Below are 17,459 nucleotides of genomic sequence, written 5' to 3'. Positions count from 1 at the left end.
CTTATTAGTCAGCCACAGGCGGGGTTCGCTATGGTGCCGAATCGTGCTATCAATGAAGCATCTGAATGATTCATTTAGATATTGTGATCACCGGAAGTCAATACAAAGCGAGGATGATAATGAAAATCAAGATAGCCACCTTAGCGCTTGTTACTGCGGGGATAGCGCTGGCTGGCAGCGTTAACGCCAAAACGCTGGTCTACTGTTCTGAGGGATCGCCAGAGAATTTCAACCCTCAGCTCTATACCTCGGGAACCAGTGTTGACGCCAGTGCGGTGCCGGTCTTTAACCGGCTGGTGGACTTCACGCCCGGTACCACCAATCTGGTGCCGAGCCTGGCGGAACGCTGGGAGATCAGCCCGGATGGCACCGTCTACACCTTCCATCTGCGCAAAAACGTCAAGTTCCAGAGTAACAAACAGTTCAGGCCCAGCCGCGACTTCAACGCCGATGATGTGATCTTCTCATTTATGCGTCAGATGGACCCGAAAAATCCCTACCACAATGTCTCTGGCGGCACCTATTCCAACTTCGAAAGCCTCGAGCTTTCCACGCTGATTAAAAGTATCGACCGGGTTGATGACCACACCGTGCGCTTCACGCTCGCCCATCCGGAAGCGCCGTTCCTTGCCGATCTCGCGTGGTATTTCGCGTCGATTCACTCAGCAGAATATGCCGACGCCATGCTGAAAGCGGGAACGCCGGAGAAGGTCGATATGAACCCGATCGGCACCGGCCCGTTTGAGCTGGTGCAGTACCAGAAAGATTCCCGCATCCTCTACAAAGCGTTCCCGGACTACTGGCAGGGCAAGGCGAAGCTGGATCGACTGGTGTTCAGCATCACGCCGGATGCCTCTGTGCGCTATGCCAAGCTGGAGAAGAACGAGTGTCAGGTGATGCCATTCCCGAATCCCGCCGATCTCGACAAGATGCACGCCAACCCGGATATCACCCTCGAACAGAAGGCGGGTCTGAACACTGGCTTCCTGGCGTTTAACACCACTAAAGCGCCAACCGACAATGTCAAGGTGCGGCAGGCGCTGGCGATGGCGATTAACAAACCGGCGATCATCGAGGCGATATTTAAAGGCACCGGCACGGTCGCGAAAAATATCCTGCCGCCTGGCGTCTGGAGTGCTGACAAAGATCTGAAAGATTACGCCTACGATCCAGAACAGGCCAAAGCGTTACTGCAACAGGCGGGCGTGAAACCCGGCACCGAAATTTCGCTCTGGGCGATGCCGGTTCAGCGGCCTTACAACCCAAATGCGCGCCGCATGGCGGAGATGATTCAATCGGACTGGGCCAAAGTTGGCATCAAAGCCAATATCGTCAGCTATGAGTGGGGAGAGTACCTGAAACGCGTTCGCAGCGGCGAGCATCAGGCGGCGCTGATGGGCTGGACCACTGCGACCGGCGACCCGGATAACTTCTTTGGCCCGCTCTACAGCTGCACCTCTGCTCAGGGCGGTTCCAACTCCTCAAAATGGTGCTATCAGCCGTTCGAGAAGTTAATCACCGAAGCCCGCGCCGAGCCGGATCAGGGCAAACGCACCGCGCTCTATCTGCAGGCGCAGCAGATAATGCATGACCAGATGCCTGCCGTGATGATTGCGCACTCCACCATCTTCGAGCCGGTGCGCAAATCGGTCAGCGGCTATCAGGTCGATCCGTTCGGCAAGCATATCTTCTATCAGGTGGATATTAAGCAGTAATACCCTCCTGCACAGGCCCATACGTATTGGGCCTGTGTAGATCCCTCGAAGCCAGAGTAAATCCGACAGCAACGATAAAGCTCAACGCGAAGAGAACATGACCCGAAGAGGAAAGCGTCCCGCACCATGGACAAAAACGCCGGGAGCGTTTTTGCACAACGCAGAGCGTTGGCCCGGTAACGGGCGCACCTCAGGGATGAGGTGCGTAATTGCGCGGGCCGGGCATGCCAGGGATGGCGGCTTTTGCGACTTTCCGATCGGGTCGTGTTCCCTTAGCCACCTCGATCTCACCGCGGCTCGGAACACGTCTTTAAATACGTGAAGAGCGTAGAGTCCCACGGGCTTGTTATCCCATCCTCACCTGCTGATCCATCTCCGTCAGTCGCAGCTGCAAAAACTCCAGAAACAGCGTCAGAGCCGCATTGCGCTGACGTCCTGACACCGTCTGGAGCTGCAACGTGCGCTGACTCAGTTGATCCACCCCCATCGATCGCAACAGCAGATTTTGGGACTCGCGTTCAAACAAAAGGGTAAACGCGCTGCAGATGGTCACCGCCTGGGGCGTATGCAGCAAAAACTGATAGAGCGTGGCGAAATAGTCGCAGGTCAATACCGGTTCAACCACGCAGTCATTCATCTGACAGGAGAGATCAAACAGCTGCCGCACGGTCGTGTGGTGGCCCGGCAGCGCCAGCGGCCAGCGATGCAGATCGCCCAGTGTTACCTCACGTGACGCCAGCGGATGTGACTGATGCATCGCCAGTAAAACCGGGGCAGGCCATGAGCCGAGCACCTCAACGCTGCGCTCAGGTTGCAGACTGAACTGCAGCGCCAGATCGCATTCACCCGCTCTGACGCACGCTGCCACGCCCTGTGAGTGCGTCACGTTAATCGCAAACAGCGCGCCGGGATTCGCCTGCCGGAACTCTGCCAGCAGGCCAGGCAACAGACTGAACGCCATCCCATCCGTGCAGGCGATACGAATCAGGCTGCGGCGTACCGCTTTCAGGCCCTTAATCTCCGCCAGCGCATATTCCATATCGAGCTGACTCTTGCGCACATGATGCGCAAAAATCTCACCTGCCTCATTGAGCACCATGCCGCGCGCATGCCGTTCAAACAGCGGCACACCGATCTGCGCTTCCAGCCGCTGAATCTGACGGCTGATAGCGGACACCGCCACAAACAGTTTCTCACTGGCGGCGCTCAGCGAGCCGCTCTCGACGACCGCCAGGAAATAGCGTATCTCGCTGCTTAACATGGTCACTCCGACAAAATGCATCATAAAAGGGCAGCGAAACGTTGCTTTAAAAGCAAAGTTCACTCGATAAATTGATAATTGTGGCAAAGCGCGAAGTTTGTCAAAGATAAAGCACGATAAAAATAACGGACAGGGCAAACATGACAGAGCAACAGGCAGTTAACCAGGCGATGAACTATTTCGATAGCGGTGAGTTTCAGAAGCTGCTGGCACGGCGTGTCGCCTGCGTGACAGAAAGCCAGCACACCCATCGACGGACAGAGCTGGACCACTATCTGCAGCAGGAAATTGGCCCGCAGCTGGCGAAGCTGGGGTTTACGCTGCACCCGTTTGAAAATCCGCAACCCGGCAGCCCGCCGTTTCTGATCGCTACCCGCATTGAAGATCCGCTAAAACCGACGCTGCTCTGCTATGGGCACGGCGATGTCGTGTTTGGTGACGATGAAAACTGGCGCGAAGGATTATCGCCATGGCAACTCACAGCTGAAGGCGACCGCCTGTATGGGCGCGGCAGCGCAGATAATAAGGGGCAACACTGCGTTAATCTCGCGGCACTGGAGCAGGTATGGCAGGCTCGGGGTGGCGCACTGGGCTTTAACTGCAAAATCCTGTTCGAAATGGGTGAAGAGATCAGTTCACCGGGGCTGGCTGAGATCTGCCAGCAACAGCAGGCGCTGTTAAAGGCCGATCTTTTTATCGCCTCGGATGGCCCACGTCTTAATGCGTTGCGGCCCACACTGTTTCTGGGTTCGCGCGGTGCGGCGAACTTTCGTCTGACGATTCGGGCGCGTGATAACGCCTACCATTCCGGCAACTGGGGCGGATTGCTGAGCAATCCCGGTACCCAGCTGGCCAGTGCGATCGCCTGTCTGGTGAATGCGCAGGGCGTATTACAGGTTACCGCGCTGAAACCGGACTCTCTGACCGACACCGTGCGCGCCATCCTCAGTGATATTGAGGTGGGCGGCATGCCGGGCGATCCCACACTTGCTGACGGCTGGGGCGAGCCTGGTCTCACACCTGCCGAGCGGCTCTACGGCTGGAACACGCTGGAGGTGCTGGCCTTTGAAACTGGCAATCCGGCACGACCCATGAACGCCATTCCGGGCAGCGCCACGGCGGTATGTCAGCTGCGTTTTGTGGTCGGCACCGACTGGGAAAATCTGGTTCAGCACGTAGAAAGTCACCTGCATCAGCACGGCTTCGATAACGTCAGCGTGGAGTTTCTGCGCGGTTCCCCGGCAACACGACTCGATCCGCAGGATCCGCTGGTGGACTGGGCACTGAATACGCTGGCCCACAGCAGCGGCAAAAAATCGGCGCTGTTGCCCAATCTCGGCGGTTCACTGCCCAATGAGGTCTTCGCCGATATCCTGGGCCTGCCGACGCTATGGGTGCCACATTCTTATCCCGCCTGCGGCCAGCACGGCGTCAACGAACATATGCTCTCCTCGATTGCACGGGAGGGTCTGGCGATCATGACCCGGCTGTTCTGGCAACTGGGAGACGAGGGTGAACAGCTGATGACGCGCCACCATCAGTGGCGGAGAGGTGAACAATGAGCAGCATTGCGCAAAGTGCCCTGCAGGTGAAACCGAGCCTGCACAAAACGTTGTTTGCCACCTGCATCGGTAACGCGCTGGAGTGGTTCGATATTGCAGTTTATGGCTTTTTTGCCAGCTACATCGCCCACGTTTTCTTTCCGGTCAGCGATCCCTCGGTGTCACTGCTGCTGACCTTCGGCAGCTTCGGTATCTCCTTCCTGATCCGCCCGCTGGGTGCCATTGTGCTCGGCAACTATGCCGACCGGCATGGCCGCAAAAAGGCGCTGCTGTTGTCGATAAACCTGATGATGCTGGGCGGGGCGATCATTACGTTTATGCCGGGTTACGCCACTATCGGTCTGGCGGCACCGCTGCTGATCATCCTGGCGCGTCTGATTCAGGGCTTCTCTGCAGGCGGTGAATTTGGCAGTTCGACCGCCTTTCTGGTGGAGCACTTTCCGGAGCGCAAAGCCTTTATCGCCAGCTGGCAGTTCGCCACCCAGGGGGCGAGCACGCTGATGGCATCGGGATTCGGGCTGGGGCTGACCCACTGGCTGAGCGAAAGTGAGATTCAGGCGTGGGGCTGGCGCATCCCGTTTGCTTTTGGCTTACTGATTGGGCCGCTGGGGATCTACATTCGCCGTCACGTGCAGGAACCCGCCAGCTTTGCGTCGCAGGAAAAGGAAGCCGCACCGCTGAAAACGCTGTTTGGGCGGCAGAAAGCGCTGATCGCGCTGGCAATTGGCGTGATGGTGATCTCGACCGCTGTAAACTACATGCTCAATTACATTCCGACCTACGCCACCAAAACGCTGCATCTGCCAGGCTCGGTCGCCTTCACCGCCACGCTGATAGCGGGGATTATCCTGACGGTGGTAACGCCGATCATGGGGTTGTGGGCGGAGCGGATTGGCCGGTTACCGCTGATGTGGGGATCGCTGCTGTTACTGGTGGTTACCATCTATCCCGCATTTAAATGGATGGTCGATCACACCACGCCGACAACGCTGATCCTGCTGGTGGCCTGGATGGCGCTGCTGAAGTCGATCTACTTCTCGACGGTGCCGTCGGTGATGGCCGATCTCTTCCCGGCGACTACCCGCGCCAGCGGGATGGCGATCAGTTACAACGTGGCCGTAACGGTATTTGGCGGGTTTGCGCCCCTGATTTGCAGCATGCTGATTGTCGCCACCGGCAGCAGTCTGGCACCAGGCTACTACCTGATGGCAGTGGCAGTGTTGAGCGGTATCGCACTGCTGCGTTGCAGTAAGCGGATGGCATAGCAAATCAGGAACGTTCATTAGCCTTTTCAGGCCGCTGACATAGCTAATCAGGCTCTGGCAGCAATAAAGAAGCTCAAAGTGAAGGGAACAGGGTCAGAAGAGGAAAGCGTCCCGCCTCAGGGACAAAAACGCCGGGAGCGTTTTTGAACAACGCAACGCGTTGGCCCGCAACGGACGCACCTCAGGGATGAGGTGCGTACTAAAAACGCCGGGAGCGATTTTGAACAACGCAGAGCGTTGGCCCGGCAACGGGCGCACCTCAGGGATGAGGTGCGTCATTGCGCGGGCCGGGCATGCCATGGATGGCGGATTTTGCGGCTTTCCGATCTGACCCTGTTTCCTGCGCAGGCGCGATCTCAACCGCGAAACGAACCAGCCTGCGTTATCAATCTCAACGGGCCGTTTAACCGGCCTGCTTTTAACTGAACTGCAGATAGGCAACATGGGTCTGCAGATACTCCTCCAGACCATGTTTTCCATCGGCTCCGCCGACACCCGACTTACGCCATCCGGCGTGAAAGCCCTGCATCGCCTCAAAGTTCTCACGATTAACATAGGTTTCGCCAAACTTAAGTTTCCGCAGCGCAATCAGGGTGGTATTGAGATTCTGCGTATAAAGTGAGGAGGTCAGTCCATATTCGCAATCGTTGGCCAGCGCAATTGCCTCATCCAGCGTTCTGAACGTCATCACCGGCAGCACCGGGCCAAAAATCTCCTCCTGCATAATCGCCATCTCCTGACGCACATCGGTCAGCAGCGTGGGCTGGAAGAAAAAGCCTCGCTCTCCGGCACGCTTGCCGCCCATTACCACTTTTGCACCTGCGGTAACGGCGTCTGCCACTTTCTGCTCGACCCGATCCCGTGCGGCGGCATTAATCAGCGGTCCCATATCGATATCACTGCGTTCGGCGGGATCGCCAAACGTTACCTGCTGAAACGCGGTAGTCAGTGCGCTGATAAAACGATCGTAAATGCCTTCCTGCACATAGACGCGCTCCACGCAGTTACAGACCTGGCCGCTGTTGATCACGCGTGAGCTGATAATGGATCGCACCGCCAGATCCAGGTCGGCATCTTCCATCACGATGGCGGGCGCTTTGCCGCCCAGTTCCAGCGATACTTTGGTTACATTTTTAGCCGCGGCTTCCATGGTGGCGATACCTGCGCCGACGCTGCCCGTCAGGCTTACCAGCCCGACCTTAGGGTTGGCCGCCAGTTCCTGTCCCACTTCCGGTCCCAGACCATAGACAATGTTAATGACGCCAGCCGGCAGACCCAGCGTCTGAATAATCTCGGCAAACAGTGCGGCATTATTCGGCGTCAGCTCGCTGGGTTTAATCACAATCGTGTTGCCGGTGATCAGGGCTGGCGCAGCTTTGCGGGCGATCAGGAAAAAGGGAAAGTTCCACGGTAAAATCCCGGTGGTGACGCCAATCGCTTTTTTAAACAGGAAGATGTTTTCATTAGGGCGGTCGCTGTTGATGATCTCGCCTTCATAACGACGCGCCCACTCCGCCATGTAATCGAGGTAGTCGGCGGTGAACAGCACTTCCGTCTTCGCCAGCCCCTGGGTTTTACCGCCTTCCGCCACGATGGTTGCCGTCAGTTCAGGCTCGCGGTTGCGGATGGCGCTGGCGATTTTGTGCAGCCAGACGCCGCGCTCTGCCGCTGGCAGCGCTTCCCAGGCTGGCTGAGCGGCTTCGGCGGCACTGATGGCAAGGCTGGCATCCCGACGAGTGCCCTGGGGTATGCGTGACAGCAACGCTTCAGTGGCCGGATTGATGACGTCAATCCACTCGTCACCCTGATGGGCGACAAACTCGCCATTAATGTAATGTTGATGATGTGTTGTCATTCGCTTGGCTCTCCGCTATCGATACGTTGCAGTAATGTGATAGCAGGGTGAAACAGATCGCTAAGCGTGACCTTTAGCTTATTGCCAGCCTGCGCGTCCGCCTGGCAGCCAATCACAGATATCGGTGAGTTCTGCAGCAAAAACGTCAATCTGTTGTAGATTTAAAGGAGTGAAATCGTGAGAAAGGGGTTAAATCATGGCAAGCGGATGGGCGGCAGAAGGCGCAGTACAGGAACAGATTGATAGCACCGTTAACGACGGGATTGAGCGGGTCAGACAATCGCTCGGGCAGGGCGAAAGCGCCACCGAATGTGAACTCTGCGGCGAACCGATTCCTGAAGCGCGCCGTCAGGCACTCAAAGGGGTACATTACTGCGTGGCGTGTCAGGAAAAAATCGACAAACAGCAGCAGACCAGCAGCTTATATAACCGTCGGGGCAGTAAAGACAGTCAGCTGCGCTAACGCTCAGGAGCCTGGCATCGCCAGGCCGCTGCCAATAAACCACGCCAGAAAGCCCACACCTGCCACGATGATGGCAATCGGAAACAGAATTCCAATTCTCATATTCAACCTGCTGCAAACAGCGATTTCAGGGAGCGCGATCTTATCATGAGATCTGGAGGACTGCGCGGTGGGTTTTCAGCAGGGTGAAAAGCTGGAATTGCGTTGCCTCGTTCTCCTCACGCAGCACCTCGCCTTTTTTATAAATAATATGGTGCACATGGCCGAGTTGACGCCAGACCACAATCGCCGAGGCGATCAGGGCGCAATGTTGCTCCGCCTGCACACACTCAATGGTGGCATAGTGCGTTTCATCCAGACCATTCACAAACACCTTTATCGCATCTGCAGGTAATATCGCCCGGAGATCATCCAGCATCACCCGGCTGACTGACTGCGAAAGAAACAGTGTTAACCACTTCGTTGTCATCCCAATCCCTGATCCCATCAATTTGCCCCAGTTTATACGACCTTGTCTGCGGTAAAGAAGGCTTCTTTGTCCTTTTGCCACCATACCCGTTTAAATGGCAGTCAGTTTAAAAGTGTGCTGCGCCACACAGCAAAACGATAAAAAAGTCAGAATAATAAGCCACTTACCTTATTTATTTTCCGGTTGTCTGACAACGGTGAAATTGTGATCCCTGACGTTAATAATGGGTAAATATTGCCACTTCGCTGCGGCCTCCGGCATTTATCCAAAGGCTGAGGAATTCCTGCAAAACGTAGACTGCCTGCTGAACGGAAGCTGACAGGTTTCCGACAGGCCTCAACCTAACCGGGGAATAACAATGAACAGCGCCATTATTGCAGGTATCTTCTGGCATTTTGTCGGTGCTGCCAGCGCCGCTTGTTTTTACGCGCCTTTTAAACAGGTGAAAAGATGGTCATGGGAAACCATGTGGTCAATTGGTGGCCTGATGTCGTGGCTTATCCTGCCGTGGGCGGTGAGTGCCATTTTACTGCCAGACTTCAGGGCTTATTACAGCAGTTTTACGCTGTCGCAACTGACGCCGGTTTTTCTGTTTGGTGCGATGTGGGGTATTGGCAATATTAACTACGGCCTTACCATGCGATACCTTGGCATGTCGATGGGGATCGGTATCGCGATTGGCATTACCCTCGTGGTCGGCACGCTAATGACACCACTTTTGCAGGGGCGTTTTGGCGAACTGTTTGCTTCGGCAGGGGGCCGGTTAACTCTGCTGGGCGTGCTGGTGGCACTCATTGGCGTTGGGATTGTGACACGTGCCGGATTATTAAAGGAGCGGGCGCTGGGGATAAATGCCGAAGAGTTTAATCTCAGAAAAGGACTGCTGCTGGCGGTGATGTGCGGCATTTTCTCAGCCGGCATGTCCTTTGCGATGGACGCGGCGAAACCGATGCATCAGGCCGCCGCTAATCTGGGCATCGATCCGCTCTATGTGGCTTTACCCAGCTACGTCATCATCATGGGCGGCGGGGCACTGGTGAATCTGGCCTTCTGTTTCTGGCGGCTGGCCACCCGGCCTGAGCTGTCGGTACGTAAAGACTTCTCTGTCGGGAAGTCGCTGCTGATTGCCAATACTGCTTTTGCGGTGCTCGGCGGCACCATGTGGTATCTGCAGTTCTTCTTTTACGCCTGGGGCCATGCCAGAATCCCGGCGCAGTATGACTATGTGAGCTGGATGCTGCACATGAGCCTTTACGTCCTGTGTGGTGGGCTGGTAGGCCTGCTGATGAAAGAGTGGAAGTCAGCAGGACGTCGCCCGGTGAGCGTGTTATCGATCGGCTGTGTGGTGATCATCATTGCCGCCAATATCGTTGGTCTGGGTATGGCGGCCTGATCGCAAATACTGCTGTTGTCTTTATACATAACGGGCCTGCATAGCAGGCCTCTATTATTCAGACTCGGCACGCTTCAGCGCCTGCCGTGGGGCAATAAATCGCTGACGCCAGGCGCTGGGTGTTAAACCGGTATCACGGGTGAAAACCACCGAGAAATAGTTACTGTCATCAAAGCCGCAGCGGGCGGCGACCTCACTAATCAGGCAATCCTGGGTGCGCAGCAGATATTTTGCCTGGCAGAGCTGCAACTGACGCAGGTAATGACCAATGGTCATCCCGGTCTGCTGACGAAAAAGCTGCCGCAGCGCCCGTTCGCTGAGCTGATTCTGATGACAAAACGCCGCCAGATCGAAGGGACGGGCAAGCGCACCCTGTAAGGCTGACATTAGCAGATCGAGCTGTTCACCCTCCGGCAATGCCCAGGGACGATCGGCGGCATAGCCATGGCGGCGCAGAATCAATGCCAGCTGTAAAAACAGTGCCTCAGAGAGCTGCACTGACAGCGGATCGCTTTTGCGGCTTTCACGCTCCAGCTGGCTGATAACACCACGGGCCAGTGACATGCCGCGCGTGGTCAGACGCCAGCAGCCGGGCGTGTCCGGTCCCTGTTGTGGCAGCAGCTGATTCCAGTCAAGGCTAAGGCCAAAGCGGTCACGGCAGTAGAGGATATTATCCAGCACCAGATTGTTGACGCTATCGTAGCTATGGCAGTCACTGTCGCGGATATAAAAAACGTCGCCGCAGGTTATCAGCCAGGGACGATCGTTGAGGACATGCAGGCCGTTACCGCGCCAGACAATCACGATTTCACTGAACTCGTGTTGATGGAGCGGAAAGGAGGGTTGGGGCATCCTTTCGGCAACCGCCACCGGTAAACTGGTAGCGGGAAAATAGTCATCCCGACTGAGTATCAATGCCATACTTTGCTCCTTTACAACATCTGCTGGCGCTCCGCTCGCGGTGCGCAGCCAAATTCGCGCCTGAACAGGGTTGAGAAATGGTTACTGTCACCAAATCCACACTGGAAGGCGATATCGGTAATTCGCATATCACTGTGACGCAGCAGATGACGAGCCTGTAACAGACGCAAACGGTTCAGATAACGCTGCGGCGTACTGCCGGTTTGCTGCTTCATCTGCCGATGCAGGGTTCGCAGCGAAAGGGAGAAACGATCAGCCAGCTCCTCCCAGACAATCTCGTCACTGTAATGGTCGCCGAGCCAGTCGAGCAGGCGGTGCAATCGTGCTTCCTGATCCTGACTCTGCCCGTCAATACAGGCTTCCCGCAGCAACACCAGCAACTGCAAAAAGAGCTGTTCCTGGTGCGCCTGTTTTTCCAGCGACCAGGTATCATCCTGCTGCATCTTCGCTGTCACACTCAGCGCCTGCGCCATCACTTTGTGATTGATACGCCAGTGAGAGGTGTATTGCCCGTCCTGATCGCAGGGCAACAAAGCCTGCAGCCCGGAGAGAAAGCGAAACGCGCCGGGACTGCGATAAAGCACATTAGTCAGGCAAAGATTGTCGGTCTGCTCATAGAGATGACGATCGTGATCGCGCACAAAGCAGACACAACCTGCACACAGCGTCTGCGGCTGACCATTAAACACATGAATGCCTGAGCCTTGCTCTACCAGCACAATCTCATGAAAATCATGATGATGTTCCGGAAAAGCTGCCTGCGGTATGCGGGGTTCAATCGCTATCGCGTAATCGCCTTCGGGAAAAAAATCTGCACTGTGCAAGATGGTCATCGTCGTCTCTCGCTGCTTAACAAAACCGTAACGCAGTCTAATCAGGACGCTGTTACCTTACCTTGAATTTTCAGCTGGACTCAGCAGGAATCATGCTGATTTTTCAAGAAATCCCCGGCAGTTAACAGTTTTGCGGCAGGGGTCACATCACCTCTGCTGCCATCTCTGTGATCTCCCTCACGAAGTTCTTTGCCCATCTGCCAGCCACTTACGCCTGTTGGCATTCTCGGGAAGGTGACGACCTGGCAAGATTTTTACTCTGTGACCACTTAATCACAGGAAAAAGTCGCCATGACCAGGAGAAACATTGTTGCTATCGATCTCGGTGCATCCAGCGGGCGGGTCATGCTCGCCAGCTGGGATGCCGCGCAGCGCCAGCTGGCACTGCGGGAGGTCCGGCGCTTTGAAAATAAGCGCCAGCGTTGTGCCGGTTATGACTGCTGGGATCTGGCTATGCTGGAGCGGGAGATACGCGCCGGGCTGGCTCAGTTAGATGATGAAGGCATTGTCCCTGACAGTATTGGCATCGACACCTGGGGTGTTGATATGGTGCTGCTGGATGCAGAGGGTGAGCAGGTGGGTGAGGCGGTCAGCTATCGTGATGCGCGCACGCACGGCCTGATGGAGCAGGCGCAGCATGAGCTGAGCCGCAGCGCCATTTATGCCCGGACCGGCATTCAGTTTCTGCCGTTCAATACACTCTATCAGATGCGCGCTCTTCATCATCAGCAGCCCGACTGGCAGGCCCGCGTAGCGCATGCGCTGATGATACCTGACTACCTGCATTATCGCCTGACCGGTAATCTCAACTGGGAATATACCAACGCGACCACCACGCAAATGCTCAATATTCACAGCGGTGAGTGGGATCGCGATTTACTCGCCTGGGCGGGCGTAGACGCGCGGTGGTTCGGTCAGCCGCAGGCACCAGGCAATACCGTCGGTCACTGGATCAATCGCGCGGGCACGGCGGTTCCGGTGATCGCCGTCGCCACTCACGACACTGCCAGCGCGGTTCTGGCGACGCCGCTGATACAGGACGACGCCGCCTATCTCAGTTCGGGTACCTGGTCGCTGATGGGCTTCGAAAGTCTGCAGCCCTATGCCTGCGATACGGCCCTGCGCGCCAACATCACCAACGAAGGCGGCGCTGAGGGGTATCGCGTACTGAAAAACATCATGGGGCTATGGCTGTTGCAGCGTATCTGCAGCGAACTGCAGATTGACGATCTCAGCATGCTGATTGAAGAGACAGCCCGTCAGCCCGCCTGTGTTTCACTCATTAGTCCCAATGATGCTCGCTTCATCAATCCAGACAGCATGGTTAATGAGATTCAGAACGCCTGCGCTGAGCAGGGCATGCCAGTGCCCCAATCTGCCGCTGCGCTGGCTCGCTGCATATTTGACAGCCTGGCGCTGCTCTACCGTGAAGTAATCCAGGAGCTGGCTCAGTTGCGCGGCAAGCCTTTCAGCCAGTTGCACGTGGTGGGGGGCGGCAGTCAGAACCGCTTTCTTAACCAGCTCTGCGCCGATGCCTGCCAGATCCCGGTACTGTCAGGCCCGGTTGAAGCCTCCACACTGGGTAACGTGGGTTGCCAGCTGATTGCCCTGGGCGAACTGACCGATGTGGCTGATTTCCGCTGCAGCGTCATTAACAACTTCCCACTCGAAAAATTCGAACCGCAAACAAACAGCGTCTTCAGTGCCAGTCAGGCAAGCTTCGCGACGCTGAGTCAACCCGCTAAGGAACCCGCTTATGACTAAGCAGATTGAACAGGCTTTTGAACTGGCTAAACAACGCTACGCTGATAATGGGGTTGATGTTGAACAAGCCATCCGCCAGCTGGACCGCATTCCGGTCTCCATGCACTGCTGGCAGGGTGATGATGTCCGGGGATTCGAAAACCCGCAGGGCGCACTGACCGGCGGCATTCAGGCGACCGGCAACTACCCGGGACGGGCACGGAATGCCAGTGAACTACGCAGTGATATCGACAAGGCTATGTCGCTGATTCCTGGGGCGAAACGTCTGAACCTGCACGCTATCTACCTTGAAAGCGACACGCCGGTGGACAGGGATGCCATTGAACCTGCCCATTTCGCCAACTGGGTCGCCTGGGCCAAAGAGAATAAGCTGGGCCTCGATTTTAACCCAAGCTGCTTCTCGCATCCCAAAAGCGCTGATGGCTTTACGCTATCGCACAGTGATGAAACCATCCGTCAGTTCTGGATCGACCACTGCAAAGCGAGTCGCCGCATCTCTGCCTCATTTGGCGAGCAGCTTGGCACGCCCTCAGTGATGAATATCTGGGTGCCGGACGGTATGAAAGATATCACCGTGGATCGGCTGGCCCCGCGTGAGCGTCTGATGAGTGCGCTGGATGAAATTATCTCAGAAAAAATCAATCCGCAGCATCATATCGATGCGGTTGAGAGCAAGCTGTTTGGCATAGGCGCTGAGAGCTACACCGTAGGCTCTAACGAGTTTTATCTCGGCTATGCCGCCAGTCGCCAGACGGCGCTGTGTCTGGATGCAGGGCATTTCCATCCAACCGAAGTGATCTCCGACAAAATTTCCGCCGCCATGCTCTATGTGCCGCACCTGCTGCTGCACGTCAGCCGTCCGGTGCGCTGGGACAGCGACCATGTTGTGCTGCTGGATGATGAAACCCAGGCTATCGCCAGTGAGATCGTCCGTCATCAGTTGTTTGACAAAGTGCATATCGGCCTCGACTTCTTCGACGCCTCAATTAACCGGATTGCCGCCTGGGTTATCGGCACCCGTAACACTAAAAAAGCGCTGCTGCGTGCCTTACTGGAGCCAACCGACCGCTTACGCCAGGCCGAGAACAGTGGCGATTACACCGCACGGCTTACCCTGCTGGAAGAGCAAAAATCACTGCCATGGCAGGCGGTCTGGGAAGCGTGGTGCCTGCGCCAGGACGTCCCGGCTGATGCCAGCTGGTTAGGCGATGTCCGTCATTATGAACAACAGATCTTGAGCCAACGTTAAGGATTTCACTATGCAAAACATTCTTTCTTCCGGGTTTGTTAAGGGAATGGTCAAAGCGACCAGTGACATGTGGCTGAAGGGCTGGGACGAACGTAACGGCGGTAACGTCAGCCTCCGTCTGCTGGAGGAGGAGGTTAAACCCTTTGCCGCCGACTTCTATAAGGAACCGCGCTGCATTGAGCTGACACAGCCTGCACCTGCGCTGGCGAACGACTGGTTTCTGGTGACCGGGTCAGGAAAATTCATGCGTAACGTCCAGCTTGATCCGGCGGATTGTCTGGCGCTGTTGCAGGTCGATGGCAAGGGACTTTCCTATAAAATTCACTGGGGCCTGTCGAATGGCGGTTTGCCGACCTCTGAGCTGGCATCACACTTTCAGTCTCATGCGGTACGTAAAGCCGTCAGTAAAGGCGCAGATCGGGTGATTATGCACTGCCATGCGACCAACTTTATGGCTCTGAGCTACGTGGTTGAGATGGACTCTGCCCGCTTTACCCGTTTGCTGTGGGAAGGCAGTACCGAATGTCTGGTGGTCTTCCCGGATGGCGTGGGTGTGCTGCCATGGATGGTTCCTGGCACCGATGAAATCGGCACAGCGACTGCGGGACAGATGCAGTCTCATACGCTGGTGATGTGGCCATTCCACGGTGTCTTTGGCACAGGCCCGACACTCGATGAAACCTTTGGTCTGATTGATACGGCGGAAAAATCGTCAGAAGTGATCGTCAAAGTGCTGTCGATGGGCGGTATTCGCCAGAGCATCACCACCGAACAGCTGATCGCGCTGGGTGAGCGCTTTGGTGTCAAGCCGTGGCAACCGGCGCTGGATGTGGGCCCAGCCAATGCTGCGTAAAGCTTTTGTGATGCAGGTGAATGCCGACTGTCATGCTGAGTATGAACGTCGTCACTCCCCAATCTGGCCTGAACTGGCTGAGACGCTGAAGGCACACGGCGCGCACAACTATGCCATCTGGCTGGACGCAGAGCGGAATCTGCTGTTCGGCAGCGTTGAGATTGAATCTGAAGCACGCTGGGAAGCGGTGGCAAAAACCGAGGTGTGTCAGCGCTGGTGGGCGTCAATGAAAGATCTCATGCCGTCTAATGCAGATAACAGTCCTGTCAGTCAGCCGTTAAAACCGGTGTTTTTCCTGAGCTAGATGACGAAAAGGGCGGCAATGCCGCCCTGTTTTTCTAACCCCCGTCCTGACACAAGCCGGTCAGCGTTGGCCACATCGCCATCAGCGTATCAATAATACCCTCAAGATCGTCACGCTCTGCGCCTTCGCGCGCGCGCACCGACATGCCCTGAAGCATACAACCCAGATAACGAGACAGCGCCGGAATATTTACTGCCGCACTCAGTTCACCACGCTGCTGGCGCACCAGCAGAAAATCACTCAGCACATGCTCCTGCGACTGATGCTGCTGTTGCAGCATGGTGGCAATCTCTGCCGAAGCTGCCGACAGGGCAGTTGAGGTGCAGATAAAGAAACATCCGCCGGGAGAGTCGCGTTCGGTAAAACAGGCCGCAGTAGAGCGGAAATAGGCTTCAATGGCCCGATCCACCGATAACTGATCATCGCCTAATGCTGCTTCACGCCATGCGCTGAACTTCTCTACATAACGCTCCATCGCTGCGCGAAACAATCCCTCTTTATTCACAAACTCAGCGTAGAGGGTTGGCGCTTTTGCGCCAGTTGCGGCGACCAGATCGGCCAGAGATGTTCCCTCGTAACCGTGTGTCCAGAACAGGGTCAGAGCTTTATCGAGCGCAGCTTCGCGATCGAACACTTTGGGTCGGCCGCGGCATTTTTTTACATCGCAATCCTGAACCTGACTCATACACCCTCACAGACAGTAAAACACCCTATTAAATTACCGATCATTATAAAAATGTGCAAGGCCCACTGGAAAGGTCAGCCGCAAGCGTTGTCATTTTGTGCGCCAGCGCATTTTTACCGTCCCTATGGTTAAGTCATAAAAGGGGCTGAAGCCCATAATCACGCCACTTCGCGAATAAAATAACGCTCATTAAATAAATATTGACGACGAACCAGATCGCGGTCTATCATTTATTTAACGGTCGTTAACTAAATCGCGACAACCCAATTCAGACACACCAAATTCAAATACTGAACAGAGAGAATATTATGAAAACCATCAAAACCACCCTGGCAGCACTGGCACTCACTACCCTGGCTTTTGGCGCATCTGCCGCTGATCTCGTCACCAGTGAACCGGTTAATCAGCAGCCCGTTGGCACCATCTCAGTACAAGGCGGCACCAACCTGAGTTCTGTTGAATCACAGCTGAGTGCCAAAGCGGATGAAGCCGGTGCGAAATCATTCCGCATCACTTCAACCAGCGGTCAGAACAAACTGCACGGCACGGCTGTGATCTATCAGTAACAGGTTGTTCATCAGATAATGTGAGAAGGGGTTCGTTATGAAACGTATCAATATGATGGTGGCGGCGGCGGTGCTAAGTGGCCTCTCCTTTGCCAGCGTGGCGGCCCAACAGGTGAGCAGCACCCCGTTGGATCAGCAAAAAATCGGTGTCATCAGCGCAACGGGCAGTACGAATCTGACCTCGCTGGAGCAGCAATTGTCAGAGAAGGCCAGCGATGTCGGCGCAAAGTCTTTCCGCATCACTTCGACCTCTGGCAGCAACAACCTGCATGGCACAGCCGTTCTTTATAAGTAACAGTCG

18 protein-coding genes are annotated in these 17,459 nt (G+C 55.8%); 11 read left to right on the top strand and 7 right to left on the bottom strand.

Annotated features, from left to right (window positions below):
- Nucleotides 1-119: 119 nt before the first annotated feature.
- Nucleotides 120-1,715 (top strand): ABC transporter substrate-binding protein, encoded by a 1,596-nt coding sequence (locus tag F3I44_RS07450; protein WP_150010185.1) that lies wholly within the window; start codon nt 120-122, stop codon nt 1,713-1,715.
- A gap of 346 nt (nt 1,716-2,061) precedes the next feature.
- Here F3I44_RS07450 and F3I44_RS07440 read toward each other — a convergent pair whose 3' ends face one another.
- Nucleotides 2,062-2,976: a LysR family transcriptional regulator gene (locus tag F3I44_RS07440; protein ID WP_150010182.1), complete on the bottom strand. Its 915-nt coding sequence runs from the start codon at nt 2,974-2,976 to the stop codon at nt 2,062-2,064.
- Nucleotides 2,977-3,116: 140 nt separating this feature from the next.
- On the opposite strand from F3I44_RS07440, the gene F3I44_RS07435 reads away from it, so the two are divergent.
- Nucleotides 3,117-4,538: a M20 family metallopeptidase gene (locus F3I44_RS07435; RefSeq protein WP_150010180.1), complete on the top strand. Its 1,422-nt coding sequence runs from the start codon at nt 3,117-3,119 to the stop codon at nt 4,536-4,538.
- The gene (locus F3I44_RS07430) at nt 4,535-5,803 is read left to right on the top strand and encodes an MFS transporter (RefSeq protein ID WP_150010178.1); all 1,269 of its coding nucleotides are present in this window, start codon (nt 4,535-4,537) and stop codon (nt 5,801-5,803) included. Before F3I44_RS07435 ends, F3I44_RS07430 begins: the two co-directional genes overlap by 4 nt.
- A gap of 418 nt (nt 5,804-6,221) precedes the next feature.
- Here the strand turns inward: F3I44_RS07430 and aldA are convergent, their stop codons facing one another.
- Complete coding sequence (gene aldA, locus F3I44_RS07420) at nt 6,222-7,658, bottom strand: aldehyde dehydrogenase (RefSeq protein ID WP_150010175.1); 1,437 nt, start codon at nt 7,656-7,658, stop codon at nt 6,222-6,224.
- 196 nt (nt 7,659-7,854) lie between these two features.
- Between aldA and F3I44_RS07415 the strand changes: the two genes are divergently transcribed.
- Nucleotides 7,855-8,121 (top strand): DksA/TraR family C4-type zinc finger protein, encoded by a 267-nt coding sequence (locus tag F3I44_RS07415; protein ID WP_098050469.1) that lies wholly within the window; start codon nt 7,855-7,857, stop codon nt 8,119-8,121.
- A 3-nt stretch (nt 8,122-8,124) separates the two neighbouring features.
- On the opposite strand, the gene F3I44_RS07410 is transcribed toward F3I44_RS07415, so the two are convergent.
- Together F3I44_RS07410 and F3I44_RS07405 are read right to left on the bottom strand one after the other, a co-directional pair.
- Nucleotides 8,125-8,223 carry a YoaK family small membrane protein gene (locus tag F3I44_RS07410; RefSeq protein WP_008925225.1) on the bottom strand — a complete coding sequence of 33 codons (99 nt, stop codon included), beginning with the start codon at nt 8,221-8,223 and terminating at the stop codon, nt 8,125-8,127.
- A gap of 43 nt (nt 8,224-8,266) precedes the next feature.
- Entirely contained in the window at nt 8,267-8,590 is a 324-nt protein-coding gene (locus F3I44_RS07405; RefSeq protein ID WP_013357928.1) for a hypothetical protein, read from the bottom strand.
- 358 nt (nt 8,591-8,948) lie between these two features.
- Here F3I44_RS07405 and rhaT point away from each other — a divergent pair, with 358 nt between their 5' ends.
- Nucleotides 8,949-9,983, top strand: a complete 1,035-nt coding sequence (rhaT, locus tag F3I44_RS07400; RefSeq protein WP_095707163.1) for an L-rhamnose/proton symporter RhaT — start codon at nt 8,949-8,951, stop codon at nt 9,981-9,983.
- A gap of 54 nt (nt 9,984-10,037) precedes the next feature.
- Here the strand turns inward: rhaT and rhaR are convergent, their stop codons facing one another.
- Both rhaR and rhaS read right to left on the bottom strand, forming a co-directional pair.
- A complete protein-coding gene (gene rhaR, locus F3I44_RS07395; RefSeq protein WP_150010173.1) occupies nt 10,038-10,904 on the bottom strand; it encodes an HTH-type transcriptional activator RhaR in 867 nt (288 codons plus the stop codon).
- An 11-nt stretch (nt 10,905-10,915) separates the two neighbouring features.
- The gene (gene rhaS, locus F3I44_RS07390; protein WP_150010171.1) at nt 10,916-11,737 is read right to left on the bottom strand and encodes an HTH-type transcriptional activator RhaS; all 822 of its coding nucleotides are present in this window, start codon (nt 11,735-11,737) and stop codon (nt 10,916-10,918) included.
- A gap of 291 nt (nt 11,738-12,028) precedes the next feature.
- On the opposite strand from rhaS, the gene rhaB reads away from it, so the two are divergent.
- From rhaB to rhaM, 4 genes are read left to right on the top strand one after another with little or no spacing between them, the layout of a single operon-like run.
- On the top strand, nt 12,029-13,501 hold the full coding sequence (gene rhaB, locus F3I44_RS07385) for a rhamnulokinase (protein ID WP_150010170.1): 1,473 nt from the start codon (nt 12,029-12,031) through the stop codon (nt 13,499-13,501).
- Nucleotides 13,494-14,750: an L-rhamnose isomerase gene (locus F3I44_RS07380; RefSeq protein ID WP_150010168.1), complete on the top strand. Its 1,257-nt coding sequence runs from the start codon at nt 13,494-13,496 to the stop codon at nt 14,748-14,750. Before rhaB ends, F3I44_RS07380 begins: the two co-directional genes overlap by 8 nt.
- A 10-nt stretch (nt 14,751-14,760) precedes the next feature.
- Nucleotides 14,761-15,603 carry a rhamnulose-1-phosphate aldolase gene (rhaD, locus tag F3I44_RS07375; protein WP_150010167.1) on the top strand — a complete coding sequence of 281 codons (843 nt, stop codon included), beginning with the start codon at nt 14,761-14,763 and terminating at the stop codon, nt 15,601-15,603.
- Nucleotides 15,593-15,907: an L-rhamnose mutarotase gene (gene rhaM / locus F3I44_RS07370; RefSeq protein WP_150010165.1), complete on the top strand. Its 315-nt coding sequence runs from the start codon at nt 15,593-15,595 to the stop codon at nt 15,905-15,907. Before rhaD ends, rhaM begins: the two co-directional genes overlap by 11 nt.
- Nucleotides 15,908-15,941: 34 nt before the next feature.
- Here rhaM and F3I44_RS07365 read toward each other — a convergent pair whose 3' ends face one another.
- Complete coding sequence (locus F3I44_RS07365) at nt 15,942-16,592, bottom strand: TetR/AcrR family transcriptional regulator (RefSeq protein WP_150010163.1); 651 nt, start codon at nt 16,590-16,592, stop codon at nt 15,942-15,944.
- Between the two features lie 308 nt (nt 16,593-16,900).
- Between F3I44_RS07365 and F3I44_RS07360 the strand changes: the two genes are divergently transcribed.
- Together F3I44_RS07360 and F3I44_RS07355 are read left to right on the top strand one after the other, a co-directional pair.
- Nucleotides 16,901-17,158, top strand: a complete 258-nt coding sequence (locus F3I44_RS07360; RefSeq protein ID WP_150010161.1) for a DUF1471 domain-containing protein — start codon at nt 16,901-16,903, stop codon at nt 17,156-17,158.
- A gap of 37 nt (nt 17,159-17,195) precedes the next feature.
- Entirely contained in the window at nt 17,196-17,453 is a 258-nt protein-coding gene (locus F3I44_RS07355) for a YdgH/BhsA/McbA-like domain containing protein (RefSeq protein WP_090960886.1), read from the top strand.
- Nucleotides 17,454-17,459: the final 6 nt, after the last annotated feature.

The organism is Pantoea sp. F_5 (assembly GCF_008631595.1).
Classification (GTDB): domain Bacteria; phylum Pseudomonadota; class Gammaproteobacteria; order Enterobacterales; family Enterobacteriaceae; genus Pantoea; species Pantoea gossypiicola.
This window is presented reverse-complemented; position numbering and strand designations above follow the sequence as displayed.